Source organism: Dokdonella sp. (assembly GCF_019634775.1).
Classification (GTDB): Bacteria; Pseudomonadota; Gammaproteobacteria; order Xanthomonadales; family Rhodanobacteraceae; genus Dokdonella.
The window spans coordinates 2,381,863-2,405,766 of record NZ_JAHCAS010000001.1 but is presented as its reverse complement, the minus strand read 5'-3'; the positions used below and the strand labels follow the sequence as shown (position 1 = coordinate 2,405,766).

Here is a 23,904-nt window from a genome sequence, read left to right as displayed (position 1 = left end):
GCATGAACGCTTTTGCCCCGCACAGGCACCGCGCGGCCGTGGCCGCGCGCTGCCTGGTTCTGTTGACATCTGCGCTGCTGGCGGCAACCGCTGCTGCAGAACCCTCCGGCTGTGACAGCATCGCCAGCGTTCCGATCACCTGGAACATCGACTACGACAAGGACATCCAGACGCTGTTCGCGAACCGCTGCTCGAACTGCCATGTCGACCACGGGGGCACCCCGGCCGGCGATCTCGACCTCGACCCAAAATGGTCCTACGACAATCTCGTCAACGGGCCGTCAGCCGTGGAAGGCATCCTGGTCGTACCCGGCAACCCGCTTTCCAGCGTGCTGTTCCAGAAGATCAACTGCAACACGCCCGAGCATGGCCTGCGCATGCCGCGGCTGCGGCCGGCCCTGCCGCTCGCCGAACAGGCACTGATCCACGACTGGATCATGCTTGGTGCGCCGCGCATCACCGACACGATCTTTGCCAACGGCTTCGAGCCGCGACCGTAGCCACCTGGCTGCGCCCGTACGCCTTGTCGGTCGCCCCGAATCGAGAGAAGCTCCGTGGGAAACGGCTTTAGCCGTGATGCTCTTTCTTTGAGGGGTTGCACAGCCAAGGCATCACGGCTAAAGCCGTTTCCTACGGCGGTTTCACATGACCGTTTCGCGAAAGCGTCAGCCGAGCCCGAAACGTGGATTCGCCAACTGGCCGAGGAATGCGCTGACGAGCCTCGGTTCCATCGCCGCCAGGAACAGCACGCCATAGGCCGCGCCCCACAGGTGCGCGCTGTGGTTGATGTTGTCGGTGCCGCGCCGGTCCATGTAGATCGAATAGGCGATGTAGATCACCGCGTAGATGATCGCCGGGCACGGCACGAAGAAGATCAGGATCTTCGCCCACGGGTTGATCAGCACGAAGCCAAACAGCGCCGCCGAGACCGCACCCGAGGCACCGAGGCTGCGGTAGGACGGATTGTCGGCATTCTTCATGTAGGTCGGCAGGATCGCCACGATGATCGCCGACAGGTAGAACGCGATGAAGCCGAGCGTGCCGATGTATCCGGCAACGAATGTCTCGATGTAGCGGCCGAAGAAATACAGCGTGATCATGTTGAACGCGAGATGCATGCCGTCGGCGTGGATGAAGCCGTGGCTGAGCAGACGGTAGTACTGTCGACCACGCTTGATCGCCGGCGGCCATAGGATCAGCTTGTCGATGACTTGCGGGTTGCCGAAGCCGGCAAACGAGACGACACAGGTGGCGAGAATGATGGCGAACGTGGCGATCATGCGAAATGGATTCCGATGACGGTATGAAAATCAGAGGCTGCGACCGTCGATCCGGGTGATCGCCAGGCCATGTAGGTCGACGCCCTCAAGACAGCGCACGTTGACCGCGACCATCGGCGTGCCGTCCGGGCCGTCGGCGGCCGCATACGGCGCGCAGCCGCAAGTTGGGCAGAAATGGTGGCCGATGTGCATGCGATTGAAGCGGTACACGCCCGATGCCTCCTCGCCGGCCACGAAGCGGACCTGCGCGCGCGGCACGAACCACAACAGGTACCCGCGCCTGCTGCACAGCGAACAATTGCACTCCATGACGCCCTCGATGTCGGCATCGACATCGAACGCGATCGCACCGCAATGGCAACTGCCGCGATGGGCCATGGCACGCTCCTCGGTATGCGGGGCAGCGAGTATCGCACCCACCTGCCACAGCCGATACATGCGAGCATCTCGGGATGTTCCGATCAATCCCGCAACGGCGTCACCGTCCTTTTCATTCCCAATCAATTGCGGCGTGACATCCGCAAGGCCGGCAACTCGGCGTGCGCGGCTCGCCCAGGCAACCGGCCTGCACTTCGCCACGCCCACCCCGCTGCGAACCTTGCGGATGTCATGACACCATTGCGGGATTGATCAGAGCATCCCTCGGCATGACCGCACAAGCGCTCCCCCTCGTCGTCATCGGTGGCGGCCCGGCCGGCCTGATGGCAGCCGAGGCCGCTCGCGCGTGCGGCGTCGAGGTCGAAGTCCACGATGCCATGGGCTCGGTCGGGCGCAAGTTCCTCGTCGCCGGCAAGGGTGGCTTGAACCTCACGCATGCGGAACCTCGCGAGGCGTTCCTTGCCCGCTACGGCGCACGTGCCGACGCCGTCGCACGCTGGCTCGAAGCCCTCGACGCCGAGGCACTGCGCGCCTGGGCCGGGGGACTCGGCATCGAAACCTTCGTCGGCACATCGGGGCGAGTGTTTCCGCTCGACCTCAAGGCCGCTCCCTTGCTGCGCCGCTGGCTCACACGCCTGCGCGCCGATGGCGTGCGCTTTCACGTGCGATCGCGTTGGCTCGGGTTCGCTGCCGATGGCAGGCTGCGCTTCAGCGGCGTGAGCGGCGAACAACGCATCCGTGCCGGCGCCGTTGTGCTCGCGCTCGGTGGCGCGAGCTGGCCGGTACTCGGCTCGGACGGCACCTGGACCGCCGAGCTCGAACGTCTCGGCATCGAGATCGCCCCGCTGGCGCCTTCCAACTGCGGTTTCGACGTTGCCTGGAGCGCGCACCTGCGCACGCGTTTTGCCGGTGCAGCGGTGAAGCCGGTGGCGCTCACCTGGCGCGATGTCCATGGCACGACGATCCGCCGCCAGGGCGAATTCGTGGTCAGTACCGACGGCATCGAGGGCAGTCTGGTCTACGCCTGCTCGGCGGCGTTGCGCCATGCGATCGCCGCGTGCGGGGAGGCGACGGTCCTGATCGACCTTGCACCGACGCGTGCGGAAGCCACCCTGCGGGACGCGCTTGCAGCGCCGCGCAACGGCCGCTCGCTGGCCGAACACCTGCGTCGCCGCGCCGGCATCGACGGCGTCAAGGCCGCGCTGCTGCGCGAACTCGCCCCGACCGAAGCACTCACCGATCCACATCGGCTGGCCGGCCTGCTGAAGGCCCTGCCCTTGACTCTGCGTTCGCCCCGCCCGCTGGCCGAGGCGATCAGCACGGCCGGTGGCGTACGTCTCGAGGCGCTCGACGATACATTGATGGCCAAGACCCTGCCCGGCGTGTTCTGTGCCGGCGAAATGCTCGACTGGGAAGCACCGACCGGCGGTTATCTGCTCACCGCGACGATGGCCAGCGGCCGTATCGCCGGGGCGGCTGCCGCGCGCTGGCTGCTCGACCGCGGCTCGATCGGCTGATCCGCTGCCTCACCAATCGGTCCGTCCCGGCAACAGGTCACGCAGTTCCGCGTCACTGAGGTTGCGCCACTGACCGACGCGCAGTGAGCCAAGGCGGATGTTGACGATGCGCACGCGCCGCAGCTGGGTGACGCGATAACCGAATGCTGCGGCCATCAGGCGGATCTGCCGGTTGAGCCCCTGGGTCAACACGATGCGAAAGCCGAACTTGGCGATGCGTTGCGTCCGGCACGGCTTGGTCATCTGGCCGTGGATGCGCACGCCGCGCGCCATGCCGGCGAGAAACTCCGGCGTCACCGGCTTGTTGACCGCGACGAGGTACTCCTTCTCGTGCCCGTTCTCCGAACGTAGCAGGGCATTGACGATGTCGCCGTTGCTGGTGAGCAGGATCAGGCCTTCCGAATCCTTGTCGAGGCGGCCGATCGGGAAGATGCGCTGTGCATGGTCGACGAAGTCAATGATGTTGCCCTTGACTGCATGCTCGGTCGTGCAGGTGATACCGACCGGCTTGTTGAGGGCGATGTAGACGTGACGGCGTGCGCCGGGCCGCGTCACCGGGCGCTGGCGCAGGGCCTCGCCATCGACCAGCACCTCGTCCCCTTCGGCGATGCTGTCACCGATCCCGGCGCGCCGGCCGTTGACACTGACGCGGCCCGCGCCGATCAGGCGGTCGGCCTCGCGGCGCGAACAGAGCCCGCTGTCACTTATGTGCTTGTTGAGTCGCATGGGTGTCGGGCAAGCTGTCGCGGATCGTGGCCGGGCGCATGCTGACACGAGCCGCTGCACATCGTCATCTGCGACAACCGTCGCGGACTTTCCGGGTACGAACCCGCAGGCTGCGCGCCACCGAAACCATCGGGGAGTTTGCTCTTGAAGGTCCTGCCTGCCCTTGCCTGCCTAGCCTTGTCGTCCGCCGCTCCGTTCGCCGATGCCACCACCTACGCCGTGGGATCGGGACGCCCCTATGCGAGCCTGCAGGCGCTGCTGACCAGTGTCACCCTGCAACCCGGCGATGTCGTCGAAGTCGACGGCGGCGCGACCTATCCCGGCGGCGTGATCCTGCGCCAGTCCGGCACGGCCGCTCAGCCGATCACGGTGCGCGGCCTGCGCGTCAACGGCCAGCGCCCGGTGCTCGCCGGCGGCACCAACACGATCGAGTTCCGCCAATCGAACCACGTCGTGCTCGAAGGCTTCGAGATCACTGGCGGCAGTTCGCGCTGCGTGTTCATTCCGGCCGCCTTCATCACCCTGCGCGACCTGCTCGTGCGCGATTGTCCGCAGATGGGCATCCTCAGCGCCGACCAGCTTTCGGGCTCGATCACCCTCGAGTACAGCGAGATCCGCAACTCCGGCGAGGGCAGCGGCCGGCATGCCCTGTACATGCAGTCCGACGAGGTCGCCTTCCCCGACTCGGTATTCCGCATGCGCTACAACTACGTGCACTCGGGTGTCGGCGGCAATCTGCTGAAAAGCCGGTTCGAACGTAACGAGATCCACTACAACTGGTTCGAAGGCGCGTTCTACCACGAGCTCGAGCTGATCGGCCCCGACCAGTACACCCAGCAGCCGGGCTGGACGGTCGAACTCAAGCGCGAGGATTCCGAGGTGCTCGGCAACGTCATCGTGCACTCGGGCACGTTCGGCGCGGTCATGCGCTTCGGCGGTGACGGCACCGGCGAGTCGCGCGGCCGCTACCGCGTCGCCAACAACACGATCGTGGTCAACGGCACCGGCTCCAGCTACACGGTGTTCCGTCTGTTCTCCGGCATCGAATCGGTCGAGGCGCACAACAACGTCATCTGGCGCAGCAGCAACGGCACCTTGAATATCGAACGCACGGTCGAAGCCGAATGGGTGTCCGGCCGGCGCGTCGCCGGCTCGAACAACTGGATCAACGCCAGCGCCAGCGTCGTGCCGCCGGAGTGGACCGGTACGCTGAGCGGCAGCGCGCCCGGCTTCGTCAATGCCGCCGCGCATGACTATCGCCCGGCCGCCGGCAGTCCCTTGCTCGGCGCCGGCAACTCGAACCCGACCAGTCCGCCTGCCTGGCCATTCCCGGCGCCGACCCTGCTGCCGGCCTTCCTGCCGCCGATCCGCCAGTGGATCGCGCCCGGCTCGGCCCTCACGCGTCCCGTGCAGACACCGCCGACGATCGGCGCCATCATCGAGCGCGACGCGATCTTCGCGCACGGATTCGAAACCTGAGCAACCGCAGGCCCGCATTCGCCGCGCACCGGCAGAATCATCGCGCCCGTTCCGGGTGCCCGTGCTGAGCGGGACGCCCTCCTCGTGCCCGCACCCCGGCCTGCCCGCGCTGACTTTCGTCAGGGGCGCGGGCCGGCGTTTTCGCCTACCCTGCCCGGCCTCGACCCGCCAGGAAACCTCTGCCCATGCGCCCTGCCTACACCCTTGCCGCCGCCATCGCCGTGACCCTCGGCCTCGCCCAGCCGTTGCCCGCCGCCGCGGATACCAAGGTCGAAACGGCCGTGAAGAACACGGCCAATCCGTTGTTCCAGCCGAGCCCTCTGGCCTACCAATTCCCGCCGTTCGACAAGATCCGGGACGCCGACTACCTGCCCGCCTTCGAGAAGGGCATGGCCGAACACCGCGCCGAGATCGAAGCGATCGCGAACAATCCCGAAGCGCCGAGCTTCGACAACACGATCGTCGCATTGGAGCGCAGCGGTGCCCTGCTCGGCCGCGTCTCGCGCGTGTTCTTCGGGCTGACCGGCGCCAATACCAACGACGCCATGCAGAAGATCCAGGCCGAGGTTGCGCCAAAGCTGGCCGCGCACAACGACCAGATCGTGCTCGACGGCAAGCTGTTCGCGCGCATCGAGGCGATCCATGCCAAGCGTGACTCGCTCGGTCTGGACGCCGAGTCGAAGCGCCTGGTCGAGCGCTACTACACCGATATCGTGCGCGCCGGCGCCAAGCTCGCCGATGCGGACAAGACCAGGCTCAAGGCTATCAACGCAGAGATGGCCACGCTCGGCACGCAGTTCAGCAACAATCTGCTCAAGGAAACCAATGCAGCGGCGCTCGTGGTCGATTCGAAGGATGCGTTGAAGGGCCTGTCCGACGGGGCGATCAGGACCGCGGCCGAAGCGGCCAAGACGCGCAACCTCGACGGCAAGTACGTCATTCCGCTGCTCAACACCAGCGGCCAGCCGGCGCTGGCCTCGCTCGAGGATCGCGCCCTGCGCCAGAAACTCCTGGACGCCTCGTTGACGCGCGGCAGCAAGGGCGGCGAGTTCGACAACCGCGCAATCGTCGCCAAGGTCGTCAAGTTGCGCGCCGAGCGCGCCAAACTGCTCGGTTACGCCACCCACGCCGACTACGTGCTCGCCGATGAAACGGCCGGCTCGGTTGCCGCGGTCAACAGGCTGCTCGCCCAGCTCGCCCCGCCTGCCGTGGCCAATGCACGCGCCGAAGCCGCCGACATCCAGAAGATCATCGACCGCGAAGGCGGCAAATTCCAGGTCGCCGCAGCCGACTGGTCGTACTACACGGAGAAGGTGCGCAAGGACAAGTACGACTTCGACACCGCCGAGTTGCGCCCCTACTTCGAGGCCGACAATGTGCTGAAGAACGGCGTGTTCTTCGCCGCCACGAAGCTGTACGGCATCACGTTCAAGGAGCGCAAGGACCTTCCCGGCTACGCGCCCGAGGTGCGCGTCTTCGAGGTGTTCAACGAGGACGGCTCGCCCCTCGCCCTGTTCCTGCTCGATCTGTATGCCCGCGCCGGCAAGCGCGGCGGCGCCTGGGCCAATGCCTACGTACCGCAGTCGCACCTGCTCGGCACGAAGCCGGTCATCAGCAACAACCTCAACGTGCCCAAGCCACCGGCCGGCGAGCCGACCCTGCTGACCTGGGACGAAGCCAACACGCTGTTCCACGAGTTCGGCCACGCCCTGCACGGCATGTTCTCGAACGTGAAATATCCGCGCTTCGCCGGCACCAGCGTGCCGCGTGACTTCGTCGAGTATCCGTCGCAGGTCAACGAGATGTGGATGACCTGGCCGGAAGTGCTGGCCAACTACGCCAAGCACTACCAGACGGGAGCGCCGTTGCCGCAGGCGCTGGTGGACAAGGTCAAGGCAACCGAGAAGTTCAACCAGGGCTTCGCCACCACCGAGTATCTCGGTGCCGCCCTGCTCGACCAGGCCTATCACCAGATCGACGCAAGCCAGGCACCGGATGCCGATTCGATTCTTGCCTTCGAGGCAAACGCGCTGAAGAAGGCCGGTGTCGATTTCGCTCCAGTGCCGCCGCGTTACCGCACCACGTACTTCTCGCACATCATGGGTGGTTACTCGGCGGGCTACTACGCCTACATCTGGAGTGAGGTTCTCGACGCCACGAGCGTGGAATGGTTCAAGGCCAATGGCGGCCTCACGCGCAAGAACGGCGACCACTTCCGCAACACCCTGCTCTCGCGCGGCGGCAGCGCCGACGCGCTCAGCCTGTTCCGCGACTTCAGCGGCGGCGAGCCCAACGTCGAGACGCTGCTCGAACGGCGTGGGCTCAACGTCAAACATTGAGATAGCGCAGGAAACGGCTTCAGACGTGATGCACCTTCTGTACAAATCCCAACGAAGACAAGCATCACGCCTGGAGGCGTTTCCCACGAAAGCACGCACGCCCGGAACGATCGAGCGCGCCCATGCCGGGCCTTGCTAAGCTCCGCGCATGGACATCGACAACCTGATCGACGGCAGGCCCGTCGCCGCGCTCGACGGCGACAGGCTCGAGGTGCACGAACCGGCCACCGGCCAGGTGTTCGCGCATTGCCCGGCCTCGAACGCACGCGACGTCGATGCCGCGGTCGCCGCGGCCCATCGCGCCGCGCCCGGCTGGGCGACGACGCCGATCGCGGAGCGCTCACGCTGCCTGCAACGACTCGCCGACCTGATCGAGTCCGATCTCGACGCCTTCGCCGAACTCGAATCGCAGGACAGCGGCAAGCCAGTCGCGCTCGCGCGCCGCGTCGACATCCCGCGCGCAATCAGCAACCTGCGTTTCTTCGCCGCGGCGATCACGCAATGGTCGAGCGAGGCGCATGCTGGCGATGCCGGCTTCAACGTCACCCTGCGCCAGCCGCTCGGCACGGTCGCCTGCATCTCGCCGTGGAACCTGCCGCTGTACCTGTTCACCTGGAAGATCGCGCCAGCCCTCGCCGCCGGCAATGCGGTCGTCGCCAAGCCCTCGGAAGTGACGCCGTGCACGGCTGCGCGCCTCGGCGCGCTGTGCGCCGAGGCCGGCTTCCCGCCCGGCGTGTTGAACATCGTGCATGGCACAGGCGCGGACGTAGGTGCCCCTCTGGTCGCACATGACGGCATCAAGGCGGTCTCGTTCACCGGCAGCACGCGCACCGGCGCGGCGATTGCCGCCGTCGCCGCGCCAAGATTCCGCAAGCTCTCGCTCGAGATGGGTGGCAAGAATCCTGCCATCGTGTTCGACGATTTCGATTTCAGCGACGTGAGTCTCGACGAGATCGTGCGCTCGGGCTTCGCCAACCAGGGCGAGATCTGCCTGTGCGGTTCGCGCCTGCTCGTGCAGCGCTCGATTTACGCGCAGTTCCGCGGGCGCTACCTCGAACGCGTGCGCGCGCTGCGCGTCGGCGACCCGCGCGACGCGGCCAGCGATCTCGGCGCGCTGGTTTCGCAGGCACACTTCGACAAGGTCGTCAGCGCGATCGAACGAGCGAAAGCAGAAGGCGGCCGAATTTCCTGCGGTGGCAGCATCGTGCACATGGCCGGGCGTTGTGCCGGCGGTTGGTTCGTCGAACCGACCGTGATCGAAGGCCTGGCCACGGATTGCGCGACCAACCAGGACGAGATTTTCGGCCCGGTGGTCAGCCTGATCCCGTTCGAGGACGAAACCGAGGCACTCGCCATCGCCAACGGCACCCGCTATGGTCTGGCCGCCTCGTTGTGGACGCGCGACCTCGGCCGCGCGCAACGCATGGCCGCCGGCCTCGAATTCGGCATCGTCTGGATCAACGGCTGGATGATGCGCGACCTGCGTACGCCATTCGGCGGCGTGAAGCACTCCGGCATCGGCCGCGAAGGCGGCGTCGATGCCCTTCGCTTCTTCACCGAAACCAAGAACGTATGCATCGCGCCACCGGCCTGATCATCGATCTTGCCGCCGTCACCAGCGAACGATCGCGCCGCCCCGTCATCCCTGCATTGCCAAGGCACGCACCCTGACAGCCACGACCCTGCACGAATGCGCGCTTGCCCCGCGGCAGCACAGCATGCCGACCGGCCTCGATGCCGCCGGCATCGAAGCGAGACAGGGAGAACGCGGCCTGGTTGGCGATGGGTGGTCGCCCCCGGCAGGGGTGGCGCAAATGCCGTTGACGAACCCTGAACCATGAATCTTCGATGGCGGCTTCCGCACCACCTCACGCACGACTACCATCGACCCCTCGTTCCTGCGGAGGAAACGCCATGAACGGAATCCACCGCCGTACCGCGCATGCGCTGCTCGCAGGACTCGCTCTTGCCGGCACTGGCGCGATCGCCCAAGGCGACCTGACGATGCCGAAGGGCTATGCGATCACCCAGCAGCGCGCCGCCGTCGAGAAGTCCGAACGCGTGATGGCCGAGGCACAGAAGCGGCCCGGTCTGGTCGCGCAATACCTCCACATGCGCGACGCCTATACCTCCGACGCGAGCGTGCCGTTCCGCCTGATCTTCAACCAGTACCTGAGCTGGTACCAAACATGGATCGGCGACTATGTGGCCGCACGCGATGCATTCTCGATCGCCCAGCCAAGTGCGGCCGACGATGCGCCCTCGCCGCTGGGCAACGACTACACCGCGTCATCGGCCAGCGAAGCCATCGCCGAACTTGCCAAGGGCCGCCAGGCCGTGTTCTTCAACGAGAACCACAGCCATGCGCTGACCCGCACGCTGACCGTGCGGATGCTGGCCACGCTGCGCGCCGAGGGCTTCGACACCTTTGCCGCAGAAACGCTCTACGACGACGATGTCGAGGGCGCGCTTGCGACACGCGGCTATCCGGTCGCCGGAACCGGCTTCTACACCGAGGAGCCAATCTACGCGGAGATGGTGCGCGAGGCGCTCCGCCTCGGCTACCGCATCGTCGCCTACGAAGCTCTTTCCGATGCGACCGGCGACGCACGCGAAGCCGAGCAGGCGCGCAATCTGCATCGCAAAGTATTCAAAAGCCATCCCGATGCGCGTCTCGTGCTCAATGCCGGCTACGCGCACATCCAGGAATCGGGCCGCTATTTCAGTGGCGTGGCCATGGCCCAGCACTTCCGTCGCCTCACCGGCATTGATCCGCTGACGATCGAGCAGACCATGATGGTGCCGCACGACAAGCCGGCCAGCGACCACCCGTACTACACCGCGATCATCGCCGCGCAGTCCCCCACCGAGCCAATCGTGTTCCGTGACCGCAGCGGCCGACCGTGGTCGCTGAAGAGGGACGCCTACGATCTCAGCGTGGTCTTTCCACAGGAAACGCGACGGCGCGGGCGACCGACCTGGGCCTCGATCGGCGGCCTGCGTCAACCTTACCTGGTCACCGGCTCGTTCTGTGGTGACACCTATCCCTGCCTCGTCGAAGCCCGCTACGAGAATGAGGGTGACGACGCGATCCCCGCCGACCGCGTATTCATCGAATGGATGGGTAGGCATTCCGTCGCCAGCGACATCGTGCGCGAGAGCAGCGACAACATCCCGCTGGCCGAGCTGTACCTGCGGCCCGGACGCTACCGCGTCATCTCCCGCGACATCACCGACCAGAAGCGCAACCGCCGCACCATCACCGTGCGCGAACCACGGAGCAATCGATGACCAGCAGCGTGTCCACCGACAAGGCGCCCGCCCCGGTCGGCGCCTATCCGCATGCGCGCCGCGTCGGCAACCTGCTTTTCCTCTCCGGCGTCGGTCCACGCGAACCCGGCAGCAACCGCATCCCCGGCAACGAGTACGACATCGATGGGCAGCTCATTGCCTACGACATCGAGGCGCAATGCCGACAGGTGTTCGCCAACGTACGCGCGGTGCTCGAGGCCTGCGGCGCGCGCTGGCAGGACCTCGTCGACGTGACCGTGTTCCTGACCGACATGCAGCACGATTTCGCTGCCTACAACCGCCTCTACGCCGAACACTTCACCGACGCCCAGCCCTGCCGCACCACGCTCGGCATCAGCGCGCTGCCGACGCCGATCGCGATCGAACTCAAGTGCATCGCCGTCGTCAATGACGATGCCTGAGCGGGACGACACGACCCCGCTCTATCCACGCCTCCTCGGCGCGCGCTTCGACCGCCTCGACCGTGCCGTGCAGCGATTCCATCGCCTGGATGGCGCATGGCGCATTCCCGGTCGCTGCACGATCTCCGGCGCCACGCATCCGCTCGCACGCCTGCTCGCACGCGTGCTCGGCCTGCCGCGCGGATGTGCCGATGCGAAACTTCGCTTCGACCTCGAAGCCAGACCCGAGGGCGAAACCTGGACGCGCCGATTTCCCGACCGCACGATGCGTTCGCGCCTGGTCGCCAGCACGGACGGACAGCTCGGCGAACGCCTCGGTCCGGCACGCCTGCGCTTCCGTCTCGACGTCGACGACGGCGCCCTTTCGATGAAACTCGACGGCGTCCGCGTGTTCGGCCTGCCTTGGCCGCGCAGCGCATTCCCCACGGTGCACGCGCGCGAGCACGGCGACGGCGAGCGCTTCCATTTCGACATCGAGGTGCGCTTCGGCGCGCTCGGCACGCTGGTCGCCTATCGCGGATACCTGCGCCTGGACCTCGCGAAGCCTTTGGGATGATCGTCGTGTTCGACGCCGAATGCCTGCTGTGCAGCACGTCCGTGCAGTTCCTGCTGCGTCATGACCGCCGCGCACGCCTGCGCTCCGCCACCGTGCAGGGCGACGTCGGCCACCGCCTGCTCGAAGCGGCCGGCATCGACGCGCTCACACCGGATACATGGCTGTTCGTCGACGGCGACCGTTGTTAGACGCAAAGCCGCGCCGTCAGCGAAGTGCTGAACACCCTCGGCGGTGCGTGGCGGCTCCCCCGGCTGCTGTGGCCGACCCCGGCCCCGCTGCGCGATGCGCTGTACCGCTGGATCGCGCAACCGCAAACGCTGGTTCGGCCGCCACGATATCTGCTTTCCGCCCGACCCCGAACACGCCGCGCGCTTCATCGACCAGCCGCCGGCTTGACCGCATCCTGCACCGCCACGATGATCGAGAGCACCATGTTCCCGGATCGTTCGTCGTGGGAGCGCGTAAACGGACAACCGATTCAGGATGAACAGCATCGCCCCTGAAGGGGCCCATACGAGGATGAACGCTTGATGTCCGGAGGCGATTCCTGGAGATTGGCCTTCGCATGCTTCGTGATTGGCGGTCTGCTCATCATCGGCATCGTCATCATCCGGATGCTCGTGCACGCGATCCGTCATGGCAACTGGAGCAGCGGATCTGAACTTCTCGCCCGGCTCACCTCGGTCGTCATGCCCCGCCGCGTGCAGCCGCCGCCGCGCGATCTCCGCGGCGATTGATCACCCGTCCAACGCCTTGCCCCAGGAGCCGCCCATGCTGACGCCCGCCTTCAACCTCCAGCAATGGATCGACGAGCACCGCCACCTGCTGAAGCCGCCGGTCGGCAACAAGTGCATCGTCGACGGCGACTTCATCATCATGGTGGTTGGCGGACCGAACGCGCGCACCGACTACCACTGGGAAGAGGGTCCGGAGTTCTTCCTCCAGCTCGAGGGCGAGATGGTGCTGAAGATCCAGGAGAACGGCCGCGTGCGCGACGTGCCGATCCGCGCCGGCGAGATGTTCTACCTGCCGCCGTGCGTGCCGCATTCTCCGCAGCGTGGCCCGGACTCGATCGGTCTCGTCATCGAACGCAAGCGTCGCGACGGCGAGCTGGACGGCCTGCTCTGGTTCTGCGAGACCTGCAACCACATGCTCTACGAGGAGTTCTTCACCCTGATCGACATCGAGCAGGACTTCCCGGCCGTGTTCGCGCGCTTCTACGGTTCGCGCGAGGCGCGCACCTGCAAGGCCTGCGGCCACCTCAACCCGGCACCGGCACGCTATGCCGAGGCGACGGATACCCTTGCTTCGGCCGATCGCGGCTGAAGCCGCTCCCACGAAAGCAGGGCCGGCGGACAAGCGACGGCGCGCTACAATCGCCGGATGCTGAAGATCGACACCCACGCCCACATCCTGCCCGAGCAGTGGCCCAACCTTGCCGAGAAGTACGGCGACGACCGCTTCCCGGTCATGGTCAACGCCGAGGGCCGGCGACGCATCTACAAGGACGGCAAGTTCTTCCGTGAGGTCTGGGCGAACGCCTTCGACGCCGAAGTGCGCATTGCCGACTACGCGAAGTTCGGTGTCGACGTGCAGGTCGTCTCGACCGTGCCGGTGCTGTTCTCGTACTGGGCCAAGCCGAGCCAGGCACTCGAACTGCACCGCTTCCTCAACGACCACACCGCCGAGTTGTGTCGGCACCATCCGCGCCACTACGCCGGCATCGGCACGGTGCCGTTGCAATCACCGACACTGGCCATCCGCGAACTCGAGCGCTGCGTCGACCAGCTCGGCCTGCAGGGCGTGCAGATCGGCTCGCACATCGAGGGCTGGAACCTCGACGCGCCGGAGCTGTTCCCGTTCTTCGAGGCCGCCGCCGACCTCGGCGCGGCGATCCTCGTGCATCCCTGGGACATGATGGGCCGCGAGACGATGCCGAAATACTGGCTGCCGTGGCTGGTCGGCATGCCGGCCGAACAGTCGCGCGCGGCCTGCTGCCTGATCTTCGGCGGCGTGCTCGAACGCCTGCCGAAGCTGCGCGTGTGCTTCGCCCACGGCGGCGGCTCGTTCCCGTACTCGATCGGCCGCATCGAGCACGGTTTCCGCATGCGCCCCGACCTCGTCGCCACCGACAACGCGCGCAATCCGCGCGAATACTTCGGCCGCATCTATTTCGATTCCTGCGTGCACGACGCCGCAGCGCTGCGCTACCTCATCGAGGTGGCCGGCGCGGACACGGTCATGCTCGGCACCGACTACCCGTTCCCGCTCGGTGAACAGGAACCCGGCGCCGGCATCCGTGCGCTCGGCCTCGATGCCGAAGCCGAGGCCCGCCTGTTCCACGGCACCGCGCTCGAATGGCTCGGCCTGCCCATGACACGCTTCACATCCCACCCGGAGTGACCCGATGAAATCCCTCCCCCTGCTCCTCCTGCTCTGCACCGGCACCATCGCTGCCCAGGACAAGAACATGTTCACGCTCAACGACGGCAGCGTGCACTTCAGCGTGCCGTCGGCATGGACTGCGATCATGGAGAAGTCCGACGGCAATCCGCAGGCGATCGTGTTCCAGGTGCACGATCCGGCCGCGCAGGGCACCGACGACGCGGCCACCATCACGGTGAAGACCCGCCAGTTGAAGTCGCCCGCCGACTACCCAGAGGCCGTGCAGAACGAGATATTGCTGTCGAAATCCCAGGCGGGCTACGAAGTGCAGCCGGGTTCCGACGGCAGCGGTAACCATCGTTATTACGTCCTGCGCGGCAAGACACGCTACGAAGTGCGTGACCGCTTCGTGCTGATCGGCACGATCGCTGCCCAGGTGCGTTGCCAGCGCCCGCTGCTCGATGCAACGAGCCGAGACTGGGCCGCCGCCTGGGACAGCGGGTGCAGCAGCGTCACGGCATCGGTGCATTGAGCGTGACCACGTTCGCCGCGCGCGAGGAGCGCGCCCTCGCCGCCGACGCCACCGATCCGCTCGCCGGCTTCCGCGAGCGCTTCCACATCCCGCGCCACGGCGACGGCGAGATCGCCTATTTCTGCGGCAACTCGCTCGGCCTGCAGCCGCGCGACACGCGCGCGGCGCTCGAGGCCGAACTCGACGACTGGGCAAAGCTCGCCGTCGAGGGCCATTTCCGCGGCAAGCTGCCATGGATGGACTACCACGAGTTCGTGCGCGATGACCTCGCCTCCGTGGTCGGCGCATTGCCGTCCGAAGTCGTGGCAATGAACTCGCTGAGCGTCAACCTGCACCTGCTGATGGTCAGCTTCTACCGGCCGACCCCGGAGCGTCCGGCCATCCTGATCGAGAAGGGTGCGTTTCCCTCGGATCGCTACGCGGTCGAATCGCAGATCCGTTTCCACGGGTTCGATCCGGCCACGGCGCTGATCGAACTCGAGGGCGACGCGGCCGACGGCACGATCTCCGACGCGGCGATCCAGCGCGTGCTCGACGAGCACGGAGCGCGCATCGCGCTCGTCATGATGCCTGGCGTGCAGTACCTGAGCGGCCAGGCCTTCGACCTGCGCGCGATCACCGAGGCCGCGCACCGCAAGGGCTGCGTGGTCGGTTTCGACCTCGCCCACGCCGCCGGCAACCTTGACCTCGCCCTGCACGACAGCCATTGCGACTTCGCCGTTTGGTGCAGCTACAAGTATCTCAACGCCGGCCCAGGCGCGGTCGCCGGTGCCTTCGTGCACGAGCGCCACGCGCGCACCTCGCACCCGCGCTTCGCCGGCTGGTGGGGTCACGACAAGAGCACGCGCTTCCGCATGGGCCCGGACTTCGTGCCGACGCCCGGCGCGGACGGCTGGCAATTGTCGAATCCGCCGATCCTCGCCCTGGCGCCGCTGCGCGTCTCGCTCGGCCTGTTCCGCGAAGCCGGCATGGCACACCTGCGCGCCAAGTCACTGGGCCTGACCGCGTATCTGGAAGGCCTGCTGCGCGAACATGCCGCCGACATCATCGACATCGCCACGCCGTCCGAACCCGGCCGCCGAGGCTGTCAGCTCTCGCTGCGCGTGAAAGGTCCGCGCGCCGCCGGACGTGCGCTGTTCGAGCACCTGCAGAACGACGGCATCGTCGTCGACTGGCGCGAACCGGATGTGATCCGCGCCGCGCCGACACCGCTCTACAACCGCCACATCGACTGCCTGCGCCTGGTCGAGTCGATCGTCGCCTGGAGCCGTGCGACGCGATGAAAGCGAAGGTCACGATCGTCGGTGCCGGCCTCGTTGGCGCCCTGCTCGCCACACTGCTCGCCCAGCGCGGCTTCGCCGTGCAAGTGTTCGAACGGCGCCAGGACCCGCGCCGCGCCGGCTTCCTCGGCGGGCGCTCGATCAACCTTGCCCTCGCCGAACGCGGCTGGCATGGCCTGCGTGTCGCCGGGCTCGCCGCGCGCATGCAGCCACTGGCGGTCATGATGCGCGGACGCATGGTCCACGACCTCGACGGCCGCACCAATCTGCAACGCTACGGCCGCGACGACTCCGAAGTGATCTGGTCAGTCAACCGCGGCGCGCTCAACATGGTGCTGCTCGATGCCGCAGAGGAAGCCGGCGCGCGCATCGACTTCGACCGCCGCCTCGATCGCGTGGATTGGGATACTTCCACCCTGCATCTCGCCGGCGAGGATGGCTGCACGCACACGCATGCGGCTGGGCTCATGATCGGCGCGGACGGCGCGGGTTCCGCGCTGCGCGCGGCGATGGGGCAGATCATCGACCTCGGCGAGCGCTTCGAACCGCTCGGCCACGGCTACAAGGAACTGGAGATCCCTGCGCTGTCGGCCTTCCCGCAAGACGAGCTGCCGCCCGCATTGGTGGAAGCCGCCGCACGCGGCGAGCGCTTTGCGATCGAAGCGAATGCCCTGCACATCTGGCCGCGTGGCAATTACATGTGCATCGCCCTGCCGAACGCCGAGGGCAGTTTCACGGTGACCCTGTTCCTGCCCAACGAGGGCTCGCCGAGCTTCACCGACATCCGCACCGGCAGCGATGCGCGCGCGCTGTTCGCGCGCGACTTCGCCGATGCATCGGCGCTGATCCCCGACCTCGAAGCCGACTTCGACGGCAATCCGACCGGCCTGCTCGGCACGCTCTACCTCGAACGCTGGCACCTCGATGGCCGCGCCGTCCTGCTCGGCGACGCCGCACACGCGATCGTGCCGTTCCACGGCCAGGGCATGAATGCCGGCTTCGAGGATGCGGTCGAACTCGCCGACCTGCTCGCCGCCGAGCCCGAGCGCAGCGAGCACGTGTTCGCCGAGTTCGCACGCCGGCGCAAGCCCAACAGCGACGCGATCGCGGCAATGGCGCTCGAGAACTACGTAGAGATGCGCGACCGCGTCGACGACAGCGACTACCTGCTGCTGCGCGAACTCGACCGCCGCCTCGCCGAACGCCATCCGGGCCGCTGGGTGCCGCGCTACGCGATGGTCACGTTCACGCGCGTCGCGTATGCCGAGGCATTCGCGCGCGGCGAAATCCAGGCGACGATCCTGCGCGAGGCCGCATCGGGGCGCAGCTCGCTCGACGGCATCGACGCCGACACCCTCGATGCGCGCGTGAGGAAATCCCTGCCACCGTTGCCGACCAGTGCCTGAGCGACGACCCCGGACGATGCAACGCGTACAAGGGCTGCGCGCTGTTCCGTACGGTGGCGCGGGCGGCGGCGGTGCGTCCGCAGTTCCTGCCGAGCGGTCTTCCCGGCATGAACGGTCGACGCCCTCACCTCGGTAGCACACTCTGCGTGTCTTGCCCAGCTGGTGGCGCGGGCGGCACGACCACGGTGCGTTACCAGCATACCGATGGCGTCGGCAGCCCTACGGCCGAGACCGATGCCTCGGGCACCCTCATCACCGGCAGCCGCCAGCTTCATGAACCCTACGGCCTCGTGTCGGTCGGCACGCCGACCCAGGGCCCCGGCTTCACCGGCCACGTCTACGATGCCCAGACCGGCATCTACTACATGCAGCAGCGCTACTATGATCCGGTCGCGGGCAGGTTCCTGTCCGTCGACCAGGTCGGGCCGGAGGCGGCGACCGGGGCGAACTTCAATCGGTATTGGTATGCCAATAACAATCCCTACAAAAACATTGATCCGGATGGCAGGCGCGCGTGTGGAAAAGACACTACTTGTAGACTAGCTCAAGGCGAGCGAGGCGGAACTCTTTCTATCAATCCGGCGACTGCGGGCGAAAGATTCGCGCAGGCTCAAACCTATATGCGCAGTCAAGAAGCGAAGCTTTCTAATCCATATTCCACTTCCGGAGATGCTAAGAAAGCCTTTGGGCGATCCTTTGCGAGAAAATCCAAAGAACTTGGTGTGGAGTTCGGTGCTAATATAATTACGCAGATCGCGTCTAAGGGGATGGCGTATGTATTAACCGATTTCCAAATTTCTGCGCAGTTTCTTCTATCAGGTGAGTTCGCCGGGTACGGAGCCGGAGTTCCGATCCCTGGGAGGCCCGGGGACCCATCTTATTGGGGTTTCGTACATACGCACTGGGCAAATGATGGTGGATTTAGTAGAGTTGATATACAAATGCTCATAGATCGCCAGACGAACGGATACGTAATTTTTCCCGACGAGACTTCCAGATCGTTTGATTATGGAAAGTATCGCCACAATAGAGTGGCACCAAGTGATGCATACAAAAACCAGAGTTCCTATGAGTTCTAAGCTCATCAGCCACGGGCATTTTTTACTGGCAGTGCTTCTATCTTCGATGGCCACCATAAGTCATGCGCGAGATGAGGAGTGCTCATTTACCGTTGGCTCGGTTGCCGTGTGTGAAATATCTTTTTACAAGTTACTTGCCAGCCCGAGCAGGTACGATGGAAAATATATTTCCGTAAAAGGATATATGGCTATAGATAATGGTAGGCTTGCTGTATACCCAACCCAATCTTCTTATGATTTCGGAATCTCACAGGACTCACTTAATATAAAGATACCATTTGATGAGCGCAAAAATCTGGCGAGAGATTTTAATCGTAAGAATATTAGAATAGTAGGATTATTCAAATACAAAATAATTGGTGATCAACCGGGGATTGGTTATATTTCAGTGCTTATCGATGCATATCCGCTTTCGCCTCGGCCGGAAGCTCCGGAAGATAAATATCTTTCTGGAACGCCGGAGGAAATTTCAGGTCGAACGAACAAGAGAAAGGATTAGCAGTGCGCTGAAAAACCCGCGTTACCTTGAATCTTGACGAATGTCGTATATGTTTACTCTGTTGCGCACCAATAGAATCAGTGGTTTAGCGTCTCGGTCCGCCGCAGTTTTTCACCCTTGGGGCTCATGTCCGAGTTTTTCAGCACCCTGTTAGCAGGGTGCTGAAAAATCCGAATAGGGGTCAGGTTCGTTTTTCGATTGATGGGGGCGACTGGCCCCCTGATCTTGCCCCCGTTTCGCGGACACCCTGCTAAGCGACATGGGACAGCTCGAACTCTTCCGGGCTGAGGTAGCCCAAGTGATCACCCGACCACCCTGGCGCGCACGGGCGAGTGGAGCTTCGGGCGCCTCGTGCGCACCATGCAGTATCGAACGGATGGCACTCTCCAGTGGGTGCGTCAGGCCGGCTTGACCACGCACCAGACCAACCTGGGCGTGTTCCACCGTGGCATCCCGCAATCGATCACGTATCCGGACTCGAGCGCGACCAGCGCACAGGTCAACGATCACGGCCAGATCACCGCCGTGACGACCGAACGCGGCTACACGACGAACTACGACTATCGCGGCGATGGGCGGCTCTACCAGATCCGCCACCCGCTGGGCGACACGCAGGCTTGGAACACCACCTCGATCGCCCTGCAGCCTGCCGGCGCGGAGTACGGCGTCGCGGCGGGCCACTGGACCCAGACCGTGACTACCGGCACCGGCACGAAGCGCACCGTGCTCGATGCCCTCTGGCAACCCCGCGTCACCGTCGTCGAGCCCGGCGACGGCACGCAGCGCATCACCGTACGCAACTTCGATCATGCCGGACGCGAGATCTTCGCCTCGCACCCCAAGGCGTCGGGCACGATCAGCACGATCACCGCGGGCCTCTCGACCGGCTATGACGCCCTCGGCCGCCAGACGTGGACTTCTCTCGACAGCGAACTCGGTGCGTTGAACACCGCAACCCACTACGTGACCGGCTTCAAGACGGAGTTCTGGAACGCCCGCAACTACAAGACCACGACCGAGTACATGGCCTTCGACGAGCCGACCGAGCAGTGGCCGACGAAGATCTCAGAACCGCTGTCGACCACGACCGTGATCGCGCGCAACGAGTTCGCCCTGCCGGTGTCGATGCAACGCTACGGCCCGTACGGCGGGACGACGATCTCGTCGATGCGCAGCTATGTCTACGATTCGAACAAGCGCCTGTGCAAGACGATCGATCCCGAGACCTACGCGACGATCGTGGGCTACGACGCCGCGGGCAACGTGGAATGGCGGGCATCCGGCCAGGACTTCAGTGGCTACGGCCTGACCAACCAGTGCCATCAGGCCAACGTGCCGGCCGCGCAAAAGACCTCGTACGTCTACGACACGCGCAACCGCCTGAAGGACACCACGTTCGGCGACGGCAGTTCGCCGATCAACACGACGTATCACGCCGACGGCCTGCCGTGGACAGTCGCCTCGGGCGGGCACACCTGGACCTATGGCTACAACGGCCGCGGCCTGCTGACGAGCGAGCTGCTGAGCAGCGGCACCTCGAGCTTCTCGATCGGCCACGCCTACAACGCCAACGGACACGAAGCCTCGTTGACCTATCCGGATGGCAGTAGCGTCGACTTCGCCCCGAACGGCCTGGGCGAACCGACGAAGTCGGGCAGCTACGCCACCGGCGTCCAGCGCCACGTCAACGGCGCCCTCAAGGCGTTCAGCTACGGCAACGGCGTCTATCACGACAGCACGCAAACCCTGCATCGTGGCCTGCCCGACGTCATCACCGAGACCAAGGGCGGCACGACGATCCTCGCCGACAACTACGACTGGGACGAGAACGCCAACGTCGTCGCCATCACCAGCACCGCGCCGGGCGACTTGCGCTCGCGGACCATGGCCTACGACGGCCGTGACCGCCTGACGGAAACCTACTTCAGCACCCTCGGCGGGGCGCCACTGGCCTTCACCTACGACCCGCTCGACAACCTGCGCAGCTACACCACGGGCTATCGACCCTACCTCCACGAATACGACCCGGCGACCTGGCGCCAGACCGGCATCCGCAACACCGACACCCAGGTGCTCAAGTTCCAGTACCAGTACACCGGTGCGGCCGGCAAGCGCGGCAACGTGACCGCCCGGATCAGGGACACCTCGCCGAGCAGCCATTTCACCTACGACCTCGGCAACCGGGTGTTGCAGGTGACCGGCACCTTCAACGAGACCTACAGCTACGACGGCCACCGCCGCCGCACGACGATCCAGCTCGGCACAGGCCCGAAGAAGTACCAGATCTACAGCCAGGGCGGCCAGCTACTGCAGGTCGGCGCGACCGGTGCCGTCGGCACCGAGCAGTACGTCTATCTCGGCAAGCACCTGGTCGCCAAGCGGATCACCGGCGCGGGCGGCACGACCACGGTGCGTTACCAGCATACCGATGGCGTCGGCAGCCCTACGGCCGAGACCGACGCCACCGGCACCCTCATCACCGGCAGCCGCCAGCTTCATGAACCCTACGGCCTCGTGTCGGTCGGCACGCCGACCCAGGGCCCCGGCTTCACCGGCCACGTCTACGATGCCCAGACCGGCATCTACTACATGCAGCAGCGCTACTATGATCCGGTCGCGGGCAGGTTCCTGTCCGTCGACCCGGTCGGGCCGGAGGCGGCGACCGGGGCGAACTTCAATCGGTATTGGTATGCCAATAACAACCCCTACCGCTACACAGACCCAGATGGTCGATGTGCGGCACCAACGGGCACTCGAATTTGTCGCGAGGGAGATCACAGCAAGATCGTCGTTGGATTTCGCGGCGCTCAGGTTGGCGATGCCGGCGGAGACAACCAGACGTTTGTGCCGTTCGTTGAGAAGGAGCTTACCGGTAAGGTCTATGCGCATGGGCCGCGAGGTAGAGCCCAGGCGACCAAGGACATCCTTGAGTTCAAGAAGAAGCACCCGGACGGCGAAGTTCACCTTCTTGGCTACAGTCGAGGCGGGCGAGCTGCCGTCGAGGTGGCTAACAACCTTGGCAAGAAGGGAGTCGGTGTCGCGACTCTTACGACCTTCGATCCACATGACTTGAATGACGCGACCATCGCGGTGCGTGGTGGAAACGTCGCCGATGCGCTGAACTACTTCCAGAGAAATCCGCAAACAAGCATTTTTGGACTGAATCCATTTCTTGGTAGGCCGGTAACTATCGGTGGGGTGCCAGTCGGCGGCCAAGACTTCACCGGGGACCTGAGCGTCAATCACGTTAATATCGTTGAAGCGGCATTGTTGAGGAATCGCGATGAAATCCAGTAGGGCTGCCGTGTTTGTCTTGTCTGCGGTGCTCATGTCCGGATGTGCGAGTACTCGAAGCAACGCAACCTCAGAGATTTCGGGTTGCGTCGAGGCTGCGAGTCCTCCCGTCGGCAACCACTGCATTCATGCAGAGCTTCATCATTTTCATCGGGGATCTTTTCTCGCTCCTGGCTCGTACGTGATGCAGGAACGTCAGGCGCTCACCAACGACCGATGCTTTCGTTTCTTCGCGGACACTGGGAAGCGCGTCGCGGTCAAGACGCGAGACTCCGATCGATTCTTGGTCGGCGGCAGTGTCTACATCATCGCGGGAGATGCGAGTACTAACCTGGTCGTTCGTCACGAGCGGCATCGACAGGCGGAGCCTGACGCTACCGTCGACTGCGAGCATCCGTTGGTGGATGTCGAATCCCAACGCGGCAAGGCGGGTTGAACGAGAAGATCGAGGACACCCAGAAAACGAGAAAACGCCGAGGCCCGCATCCGCGGGCCTCGCTGCGTTCGGCGGCTTGGATTTCGCTCAGCGGGCCGGCTGAGCGAGCAGCGAGTCGAGCACTTCGCTGACGACGCGCTGGCGGGCCTTGGGTAGCGCGCTGATGCGCTCGAGCTGCTGTTGGAGCTTGGGCGCCGGTTCAGAGGCGCCCAATGGATAATTTATCTCTACAAGAGGAATGGCATCGATCATTCGGCAATTCACTACCTATTGGCTTTTCATGTAGAGAATTGCTTTCCGATCGATGGCTGAGAATTCATAGCCTTCCAGGCGCCAAAAGATACGCAAGCACTGACTGTGAGCGCCACGAGGTATTGTTGCGGCAAAGAAGTGTTTCAAACTACGTTCTTGGTGATCAGAGTGAATGTATTTTATTCGCCTCTATATTTGATCGAGGCTTGAAATCTGAATTTATTAAAATTTTTCCTAAGGATATTGATTTTAATACTTACATTAATAATTCAGATGATCATGGCGATTTTGAAATTATATTTTCTCGCATTGTATGGAATGCAGCTAGGTATGAAGAATTGGTCGTTGAAATAGCCAATGACAGAGCTTGCCCTGTCCTATTCGCCAATGTGCCAGCTGGTAGCGCTTATGCTCCTTATGATGGAGGGGCTGATTTAATATTTTCTTCGCATTTTAGTTTGGTGAAGGCGAGAGAGCATTTCTCGTTATGGTTATCAGAAAGAGATGACGGGCTATAGGCGTAGGCTGAAAAAGATGTGGTCAGAGTCGAATTTCTCGTCTAATCTAATTACCTTGCAAAGCCCGGCCCCGCGCCGGGCTTTGCATTTGGCCATCCATCCGTCCGTCTGACGCTAGAACAAAAACGGTTCCAGGTTCACATACGCCCGTTTGAAAAAGTCTGAAGCAAAGCCCGGCCCCTCTTCGAAGCATCCTTCAATCGCGGTGCACTTCGGAGTTGAATTCACCCCTCCG

General features: G+C 64.5%; 23 protein-coding genes. 19 read left to right on the top strand and 4 right to left on the bottom strand.

Annotation, left to right across the window (positions count from 1 at the left end; translation table 11 throughout):
- Positions 1–2: 2 nt before the first annotated feature.
- Positions 3–500: a hypothetical protein gene (locus KF907_RS10370; RefSeq protein ID WP_291220060.1), complete on the top strand. Its 498-nt coding sequence runs from the start codon at positions 3–5 to the stop codon at positions 498–500.
- Between the two features lie 165 nt (positions 501–665).
- On the opposite strand, the gene KF907_RS10365 is transcribed toward KF907_RS10370, so the two are convergent.
- Entirely contained in the window at positions 666–1,280 is a 615-nt protein-coding gene (locus tag KF907_RS10365; RefSeq protein WP_291220059.1) for a rhomboid family intramembrane serine protease, read from the bottom strand.
- A 30-nt stretch (positions 1,281–1,310) separates the two neighbouring features.
- Positions 1,311–1,658: a GFA family protein gene (locus KF907_RS10360; RefSeq protein ID WP_291220317.1), complete on the bottom strand. Its 348-nt coding sequence runs from the start codon at positions 1,656–1,658 to the stop codon at positions 1,311–1,313.
- Between the two features lie 269 nt (positions 1,659–1,927).
- On the opposite strand from KF907_RS10360, the gene KF907_RS10355 reads away from it, so the two are divergent.
- Positions 1,928–3,175, top strand: a complete 1,248-nt coding sequence (locus KF907_RS10355) for a TIGR03862 family flavoprotein (RefSeq protein WP_291220058.1) — start codon at positions 1,928–1,930, stop codon at positions 3,173–3,175.
- Between the two features lie 9 nt (positions 3,176–3,184).
- On the opposite strand, the gene rluF is transcribed toward KF907_RS10355, so the two are convergent.
- Positions 3,185–3,901 (bottom strand): 23S rRNA pseudouridine(2604) synthase RluF, encoded by a 717-nt coding sequence (rluF, locus tag KF907_RS10350; protein WP_291220057.1) that lies wholly within the window; start codon positions 3,899–3,901, stop codon positions 3,185–3,187.
- Between the two features lie 144 nt (positions 3,902–4,045).
- On the opposite strand from rluF, the gene KF907_RS10345 reads away from it, so the two are divergent.
- From KF907_RS10345 to KF907_RS10270, 16 genes are all read left to right on the top strand, one after another.
- On the top strand, positions 4,046–5,380 hold the full coding sequence (locus KF907_RS10345; protein ID WP_291220056.1) for a right-handed parallel beta-helix repeat-containing protein: 1,335 nt from the start codon (positions 4,046–4,048) through the stop codon (positions 5,378–5,380).
- Positions 5,381–5,565: 185 nt separating this feature from the next.
- Entirely contained in the window at positions 5,566–7,719 is a 2,154-nt protein-coding gene (locus KF907_RS10340) for a M3 family metallopeptidase (RefSeq protein ID WP_291220055.1), read from the top strand.
- Positions 7,720–7,867: 148 nt separating this feature from the next.
- On the top strand, positions 7,868–9,313 hold the full coding sequence (locus KF907_RS10335; RefSeq protein WP_291220054.1) for an aldehyde dehydrogenase: 1,446 nt from the start codon (positions 7,868–7,870) through the stop codon (positions 9,311–9,313).
- Between the two features lie 320 nt (positions 9,314–9,633).
- Positions 9,634–11,010 (top strand): hypothetical protein, encoded by a 1,377-nt coding sequence (locus KF907_RS10330; RefSeq protein ID WP_291220053.1) that lies wholly within the window; start codon positions 9,634–9,636, stop codon positions 11,008–11,010.
- Positions 11,007–11,432, top strand: a complete 426-nt coding sequence (locus KF907_RS10325) for a RidA family protein (RefSeq protein ID WP_291220052.1) — start codon at positions 11,007–11,009, stop codon at positions 11,430–11,432. Before KF907_RS10330 ends, KF907_RS10325 begins: the two co-directional genes overlap by 4 nt.
- Positions 11,419–11,988 carry a DUF4166 domain-containing protein gene (locus KF907_RS10320; RefSeq protein ID WP_291220051.1) on the top strand — a complete coding sequence of 190 codons (570 nt, stop codon included), beginning with the start codon at positions 11,419–11,421 and terminating at the stop codon, positions 11,986–11,988. Before KF907_RS10325 ends, KF907_RS10320 begins: the two co-directional genes overlap by 14 nt.
- A complete protein-coding gene (locus tag KF907_RS10315; RefSeq protein WP_291220050.1) occupies positions 11,985–12,176 on the top strand; it encodes a DCC1-like thiol-disulfide oxidoreductase family protein in 192 nt (63 codons plus the stop codon). The genes KF907_RS10320 and KF907_RS10315 overlap by 4 nt, the downstream gene beginning before the upstream one ends.
- A 384-nt stretch (positions 12,177–12,560) precedes the next feature.
- Positions 12,561–12,725 carry a hypothetical protein gene (locus tag KF907_RS10310; RefSeq protein ID WP_291220049.1) on the top strand — a complete coding sequence of 55 codons (165 nt, stop codon included), beginning with the start codon at positions 12,561–12,563 and terminating at the stop codon, positions 12,723–12,725.
- Between the two features lie 34 nt (positions 12,726–12,759).
- The gene (locus KF907_RS10305) at positions 12,760–13,314 is read left to right on the top strand and encodes a 3-hydroxyanthranilate 3,4-dioxygenase (protein ID WP_291220048.1); all 555 of its coding nucleotides are present in this window, start codon (positions 12,760–12,762) and stop codon (positions 13,312–13,314) included.
- 57 nt (positions 13,315–13,371) lie between these two features.
- Positions 13,372–14,391, top strand: coding sequence for an amidohydrolase family protein (locus KF907_RS10300; protein WP_291220047.1), 1,020 nt, complete (start codon positions 13,372–13,374; stop codon positions 14,389–14,391).
- 4 nt (positions 14,392–14,395) lie between these two features.
- Positions 14,396–14,905, top strand: coding sequence for a hypothetical protein (locus KF907_RS10295; RefSeq protein ID WP_291220046.1), 510 nt, complete (start codon positions 14,396–14,398; stop codon positions 14,903–14,905).
- 2 nt (positions 14,906–14,907) lie between these two features.
- The gene (kynU, locus tag KF907_RS10290; protein ID WP_347252734.1) at positions 14,908–16,188 is read left to right on the top strand and encodes a kynureninase; all 1,281 of its coding nucleotides are present in this window, start codon (positions 14,908–14,910) and stop codon (positions 16,186–16,188) included.
- The gene (locus tag KF907_RS10285) at positions 16,185–17,591 is read left to right on the top strand and encodes an FAD-dependent oxidoreductase (protein WP_291220045.1); all 1,407 of its coding nucleotides are present in this window, start codon (positions 16,185–16,187) and stop codon (positions 17,589–17,591) included. Before kynU ends, KF907_RS10285 begins: the two co-directional genes overlap by 4 nt.
- Before the next feature lie 71 nt (positions 17,592–17,662).
- Complete coding sequence (locus tag KF907_RS10280; RefSeq protein ID WP_291220044.1) at positions 17,663–18,670, top strand: RHS repeat-associated core domain-containing protein; 1,008 nt, start codon at positions 17,663–17,665, stop codon at positions 18,668–18,670.
- Positions 18,660–19,169 carry a hypothetical protein gene (locus tag KF907_RS10275; RefSeq protein ID WP_291220043.1) on the top strand — a complete coding sequence of 170 codons (510 nt, stop codon included), beginning with the start codon at positions 18,660–18,662 and terminating at the stop codon, positions 19,167–19,169. Before KF907_RS10280 ends, KF907_RS10275 begins: the two co-directional genes overlap by 11 nt.
- Before the next feature lie 360 nt (positions 19,170–19,529).
- Positions 19,530–22,466: an RHS repeat-associated core domain-containing protein gene (locus tag KF907_RS10270; protein ID WP_291220042.1), complete on the top strand. Its 2,937-nt coding sequence runs from the start codon at positions 19,530–19,532 to the stop codon at positions 22,464–22,466.
- A gap of 520 nt (positions 22,467–22,986) precedes the next feature.
- Here the strand turns inward: KF907_RS10270 and KF907_RS10265 are convergent.
- Entirely contained in the window at positions 22,987–23,151 is a 165-nt protein-coding gene (locus KF907_RS10265; RefSeq protein WP_291220041.1) for a hypothetical protein, read from the bottom strand.
- On the opposite strand from KF907_RS10265, the gene KF907_RS15440 reads away from it, so the two are divergent.
- Positions 23,112–23,669 (top strand): DUF3885 domain-containing protein, encoded by a 558-nt coding sequence (locus tag KF907_RS15440; protein ID WP_291220790.1) that lies wholly within the window; start codon positions 23,112–23,114, stop codon positions 23,667–23,669. The genes KF907_RS10265 and KF907_RS15440 overlap by 40 nt on opposite strands.
- Positions 23,670–23,904: the final 235 nt, after the last annotated feature.

Excerpts from the sequence above, each read along its gene's own strand:
- KF907_RS10370 (WP_291220060.1), top strand. The coding sequence starts at position 3 with ATGAACGCTTTTGCCCCGCACAGGCACCGCGCGGCCGTGGCCGCGCGC.
- KF907_RS10365 (WP_291220059.1), bottom strand. The coding sequence starts at position 1,280 with ATGATCGCCACGTTCGCCATCATTCTCGCCACCTGTGTCGTCTCGTTT.
- KF907_RS10360 (WP_291220317.1), bottom strand. The coding sequence starts at position 1,658 with ATGGCCCATCGCGGCAGTTGCCATTGCGGTGCGATCGCGTTCGATGTC.
- KF907_RS10355 (WP_291220058.1), top strand. The coding sequence starts at position 1,928 with ATGACCGCACAAGCGCTCCCCCTCGTCGTCATCGGTGGCGGCCCGGCC.
- rluF (WP_291220057.1), bottom strand. The coding sequence starts at position 3,901 with ATGCGACTCAACAAGCACATAAGTGACAGCGGGCTCTGTTCGCGCCGC.
- KF907_RS10340 (WP_291220055.1), top strand. The coding sequence starts at position 5,566 with ATGCGCCCTGCCTACACCCTTGCCGCCGCCATCGCCGTGACCCTCGGC.
- KF907_RS10335 (WP_291220054.1), top strand. The coding sequence starts at position 7,868 with ATGGACATCGACAACCTGATCGACGGCAGGCCCGTCGCCGCGCTCGAC.
- KF907_RS10330 (WP_291220053.1), top strand. The coding sequence starts at position 9,634 with ATGAACGGAATCCACCGCCGTACCGCGCATGCGCTGCTCGCAGGACTC.
- KF907_RS10325 (WP_291220052.1), top strand. The coding sequence starts at position 11,007 with ATGACCAGCAGCGTGTCCACCGACAAGGCGCCCGCCCCGGTCGGCGCC.
- KF907_RS10320 (WP_291220051.1), top strand. The coding sequence starts at position 11,419 with ATGACGATGCCTGAGCGGGACGACACGACCCCGCTCTATCCACGCCTC.
- KF907_RS10315 (WP_291220050.1), top strand. The coding sequence starts at position 11,985 with ATGATCGTCGTGTTCGACGCCGAATGCCTGCTGTGCAGCACGTCCGTG.
- KF907_RS10305 (WP_291220048.1), top strand. The coding sequence starts at position 12,760 with ATGCTGACGCCCGCCTTCAACCTCCAGCAATGGATCGACGAGCACCGC.
- KF907_RS10300 (WP_291220047.1), top strand. The coding sequence starts at position 13,372 with ATGCTGAAGATCGACACCCACGCCCACATCCTGCCCGAGCAGTGGCCC.
- KF907_RS10295 (WP_291220046.1), top strand. The coding sequence starts at position 14,396 with ATGAAATCCCTCCCCCTGCTCCTCCTGCTCTGCACCGGCACCATCGCT.
- KF907_RS10285 (WP_291220045.1), top strand. The coding sequence starts at position 16,185 with ATGAAAGCGAAGGTCACGATCGTCGGTGCCGGCCTCGTTGGCGCCCTG.
- KF907_RS10275 (WP_291220043.1), top strand. The coding sequence starts at position 18,660 with ATGAGTTCTAAGCTCATCAGCCACGGGCATTTTTTACTGGCAGTGCTT.
- KF907_RS10270 (WP_291220042.1), top strand. The coding sequence starts at position 19,530 with ATGCAGTATCGAACGGATGGCACTCTCCAGTGGGTGCGTCAGGCCGGC.
- KF907_RS15440 (WP_291220790.1), top strand. The coding sequence starts at position 23,112 with ATGGATAATTTATCTCTACAAGAGGAATGGCATCGATCATTCGGCAAT.
- KF907_RS10265 (WP_291220041.1), bottom strand. The coding sequence starts at position 23,151 with ATGATCGATGCCATTCCTCTTGTAGAGATAAATTATCCATTGGGCGCC.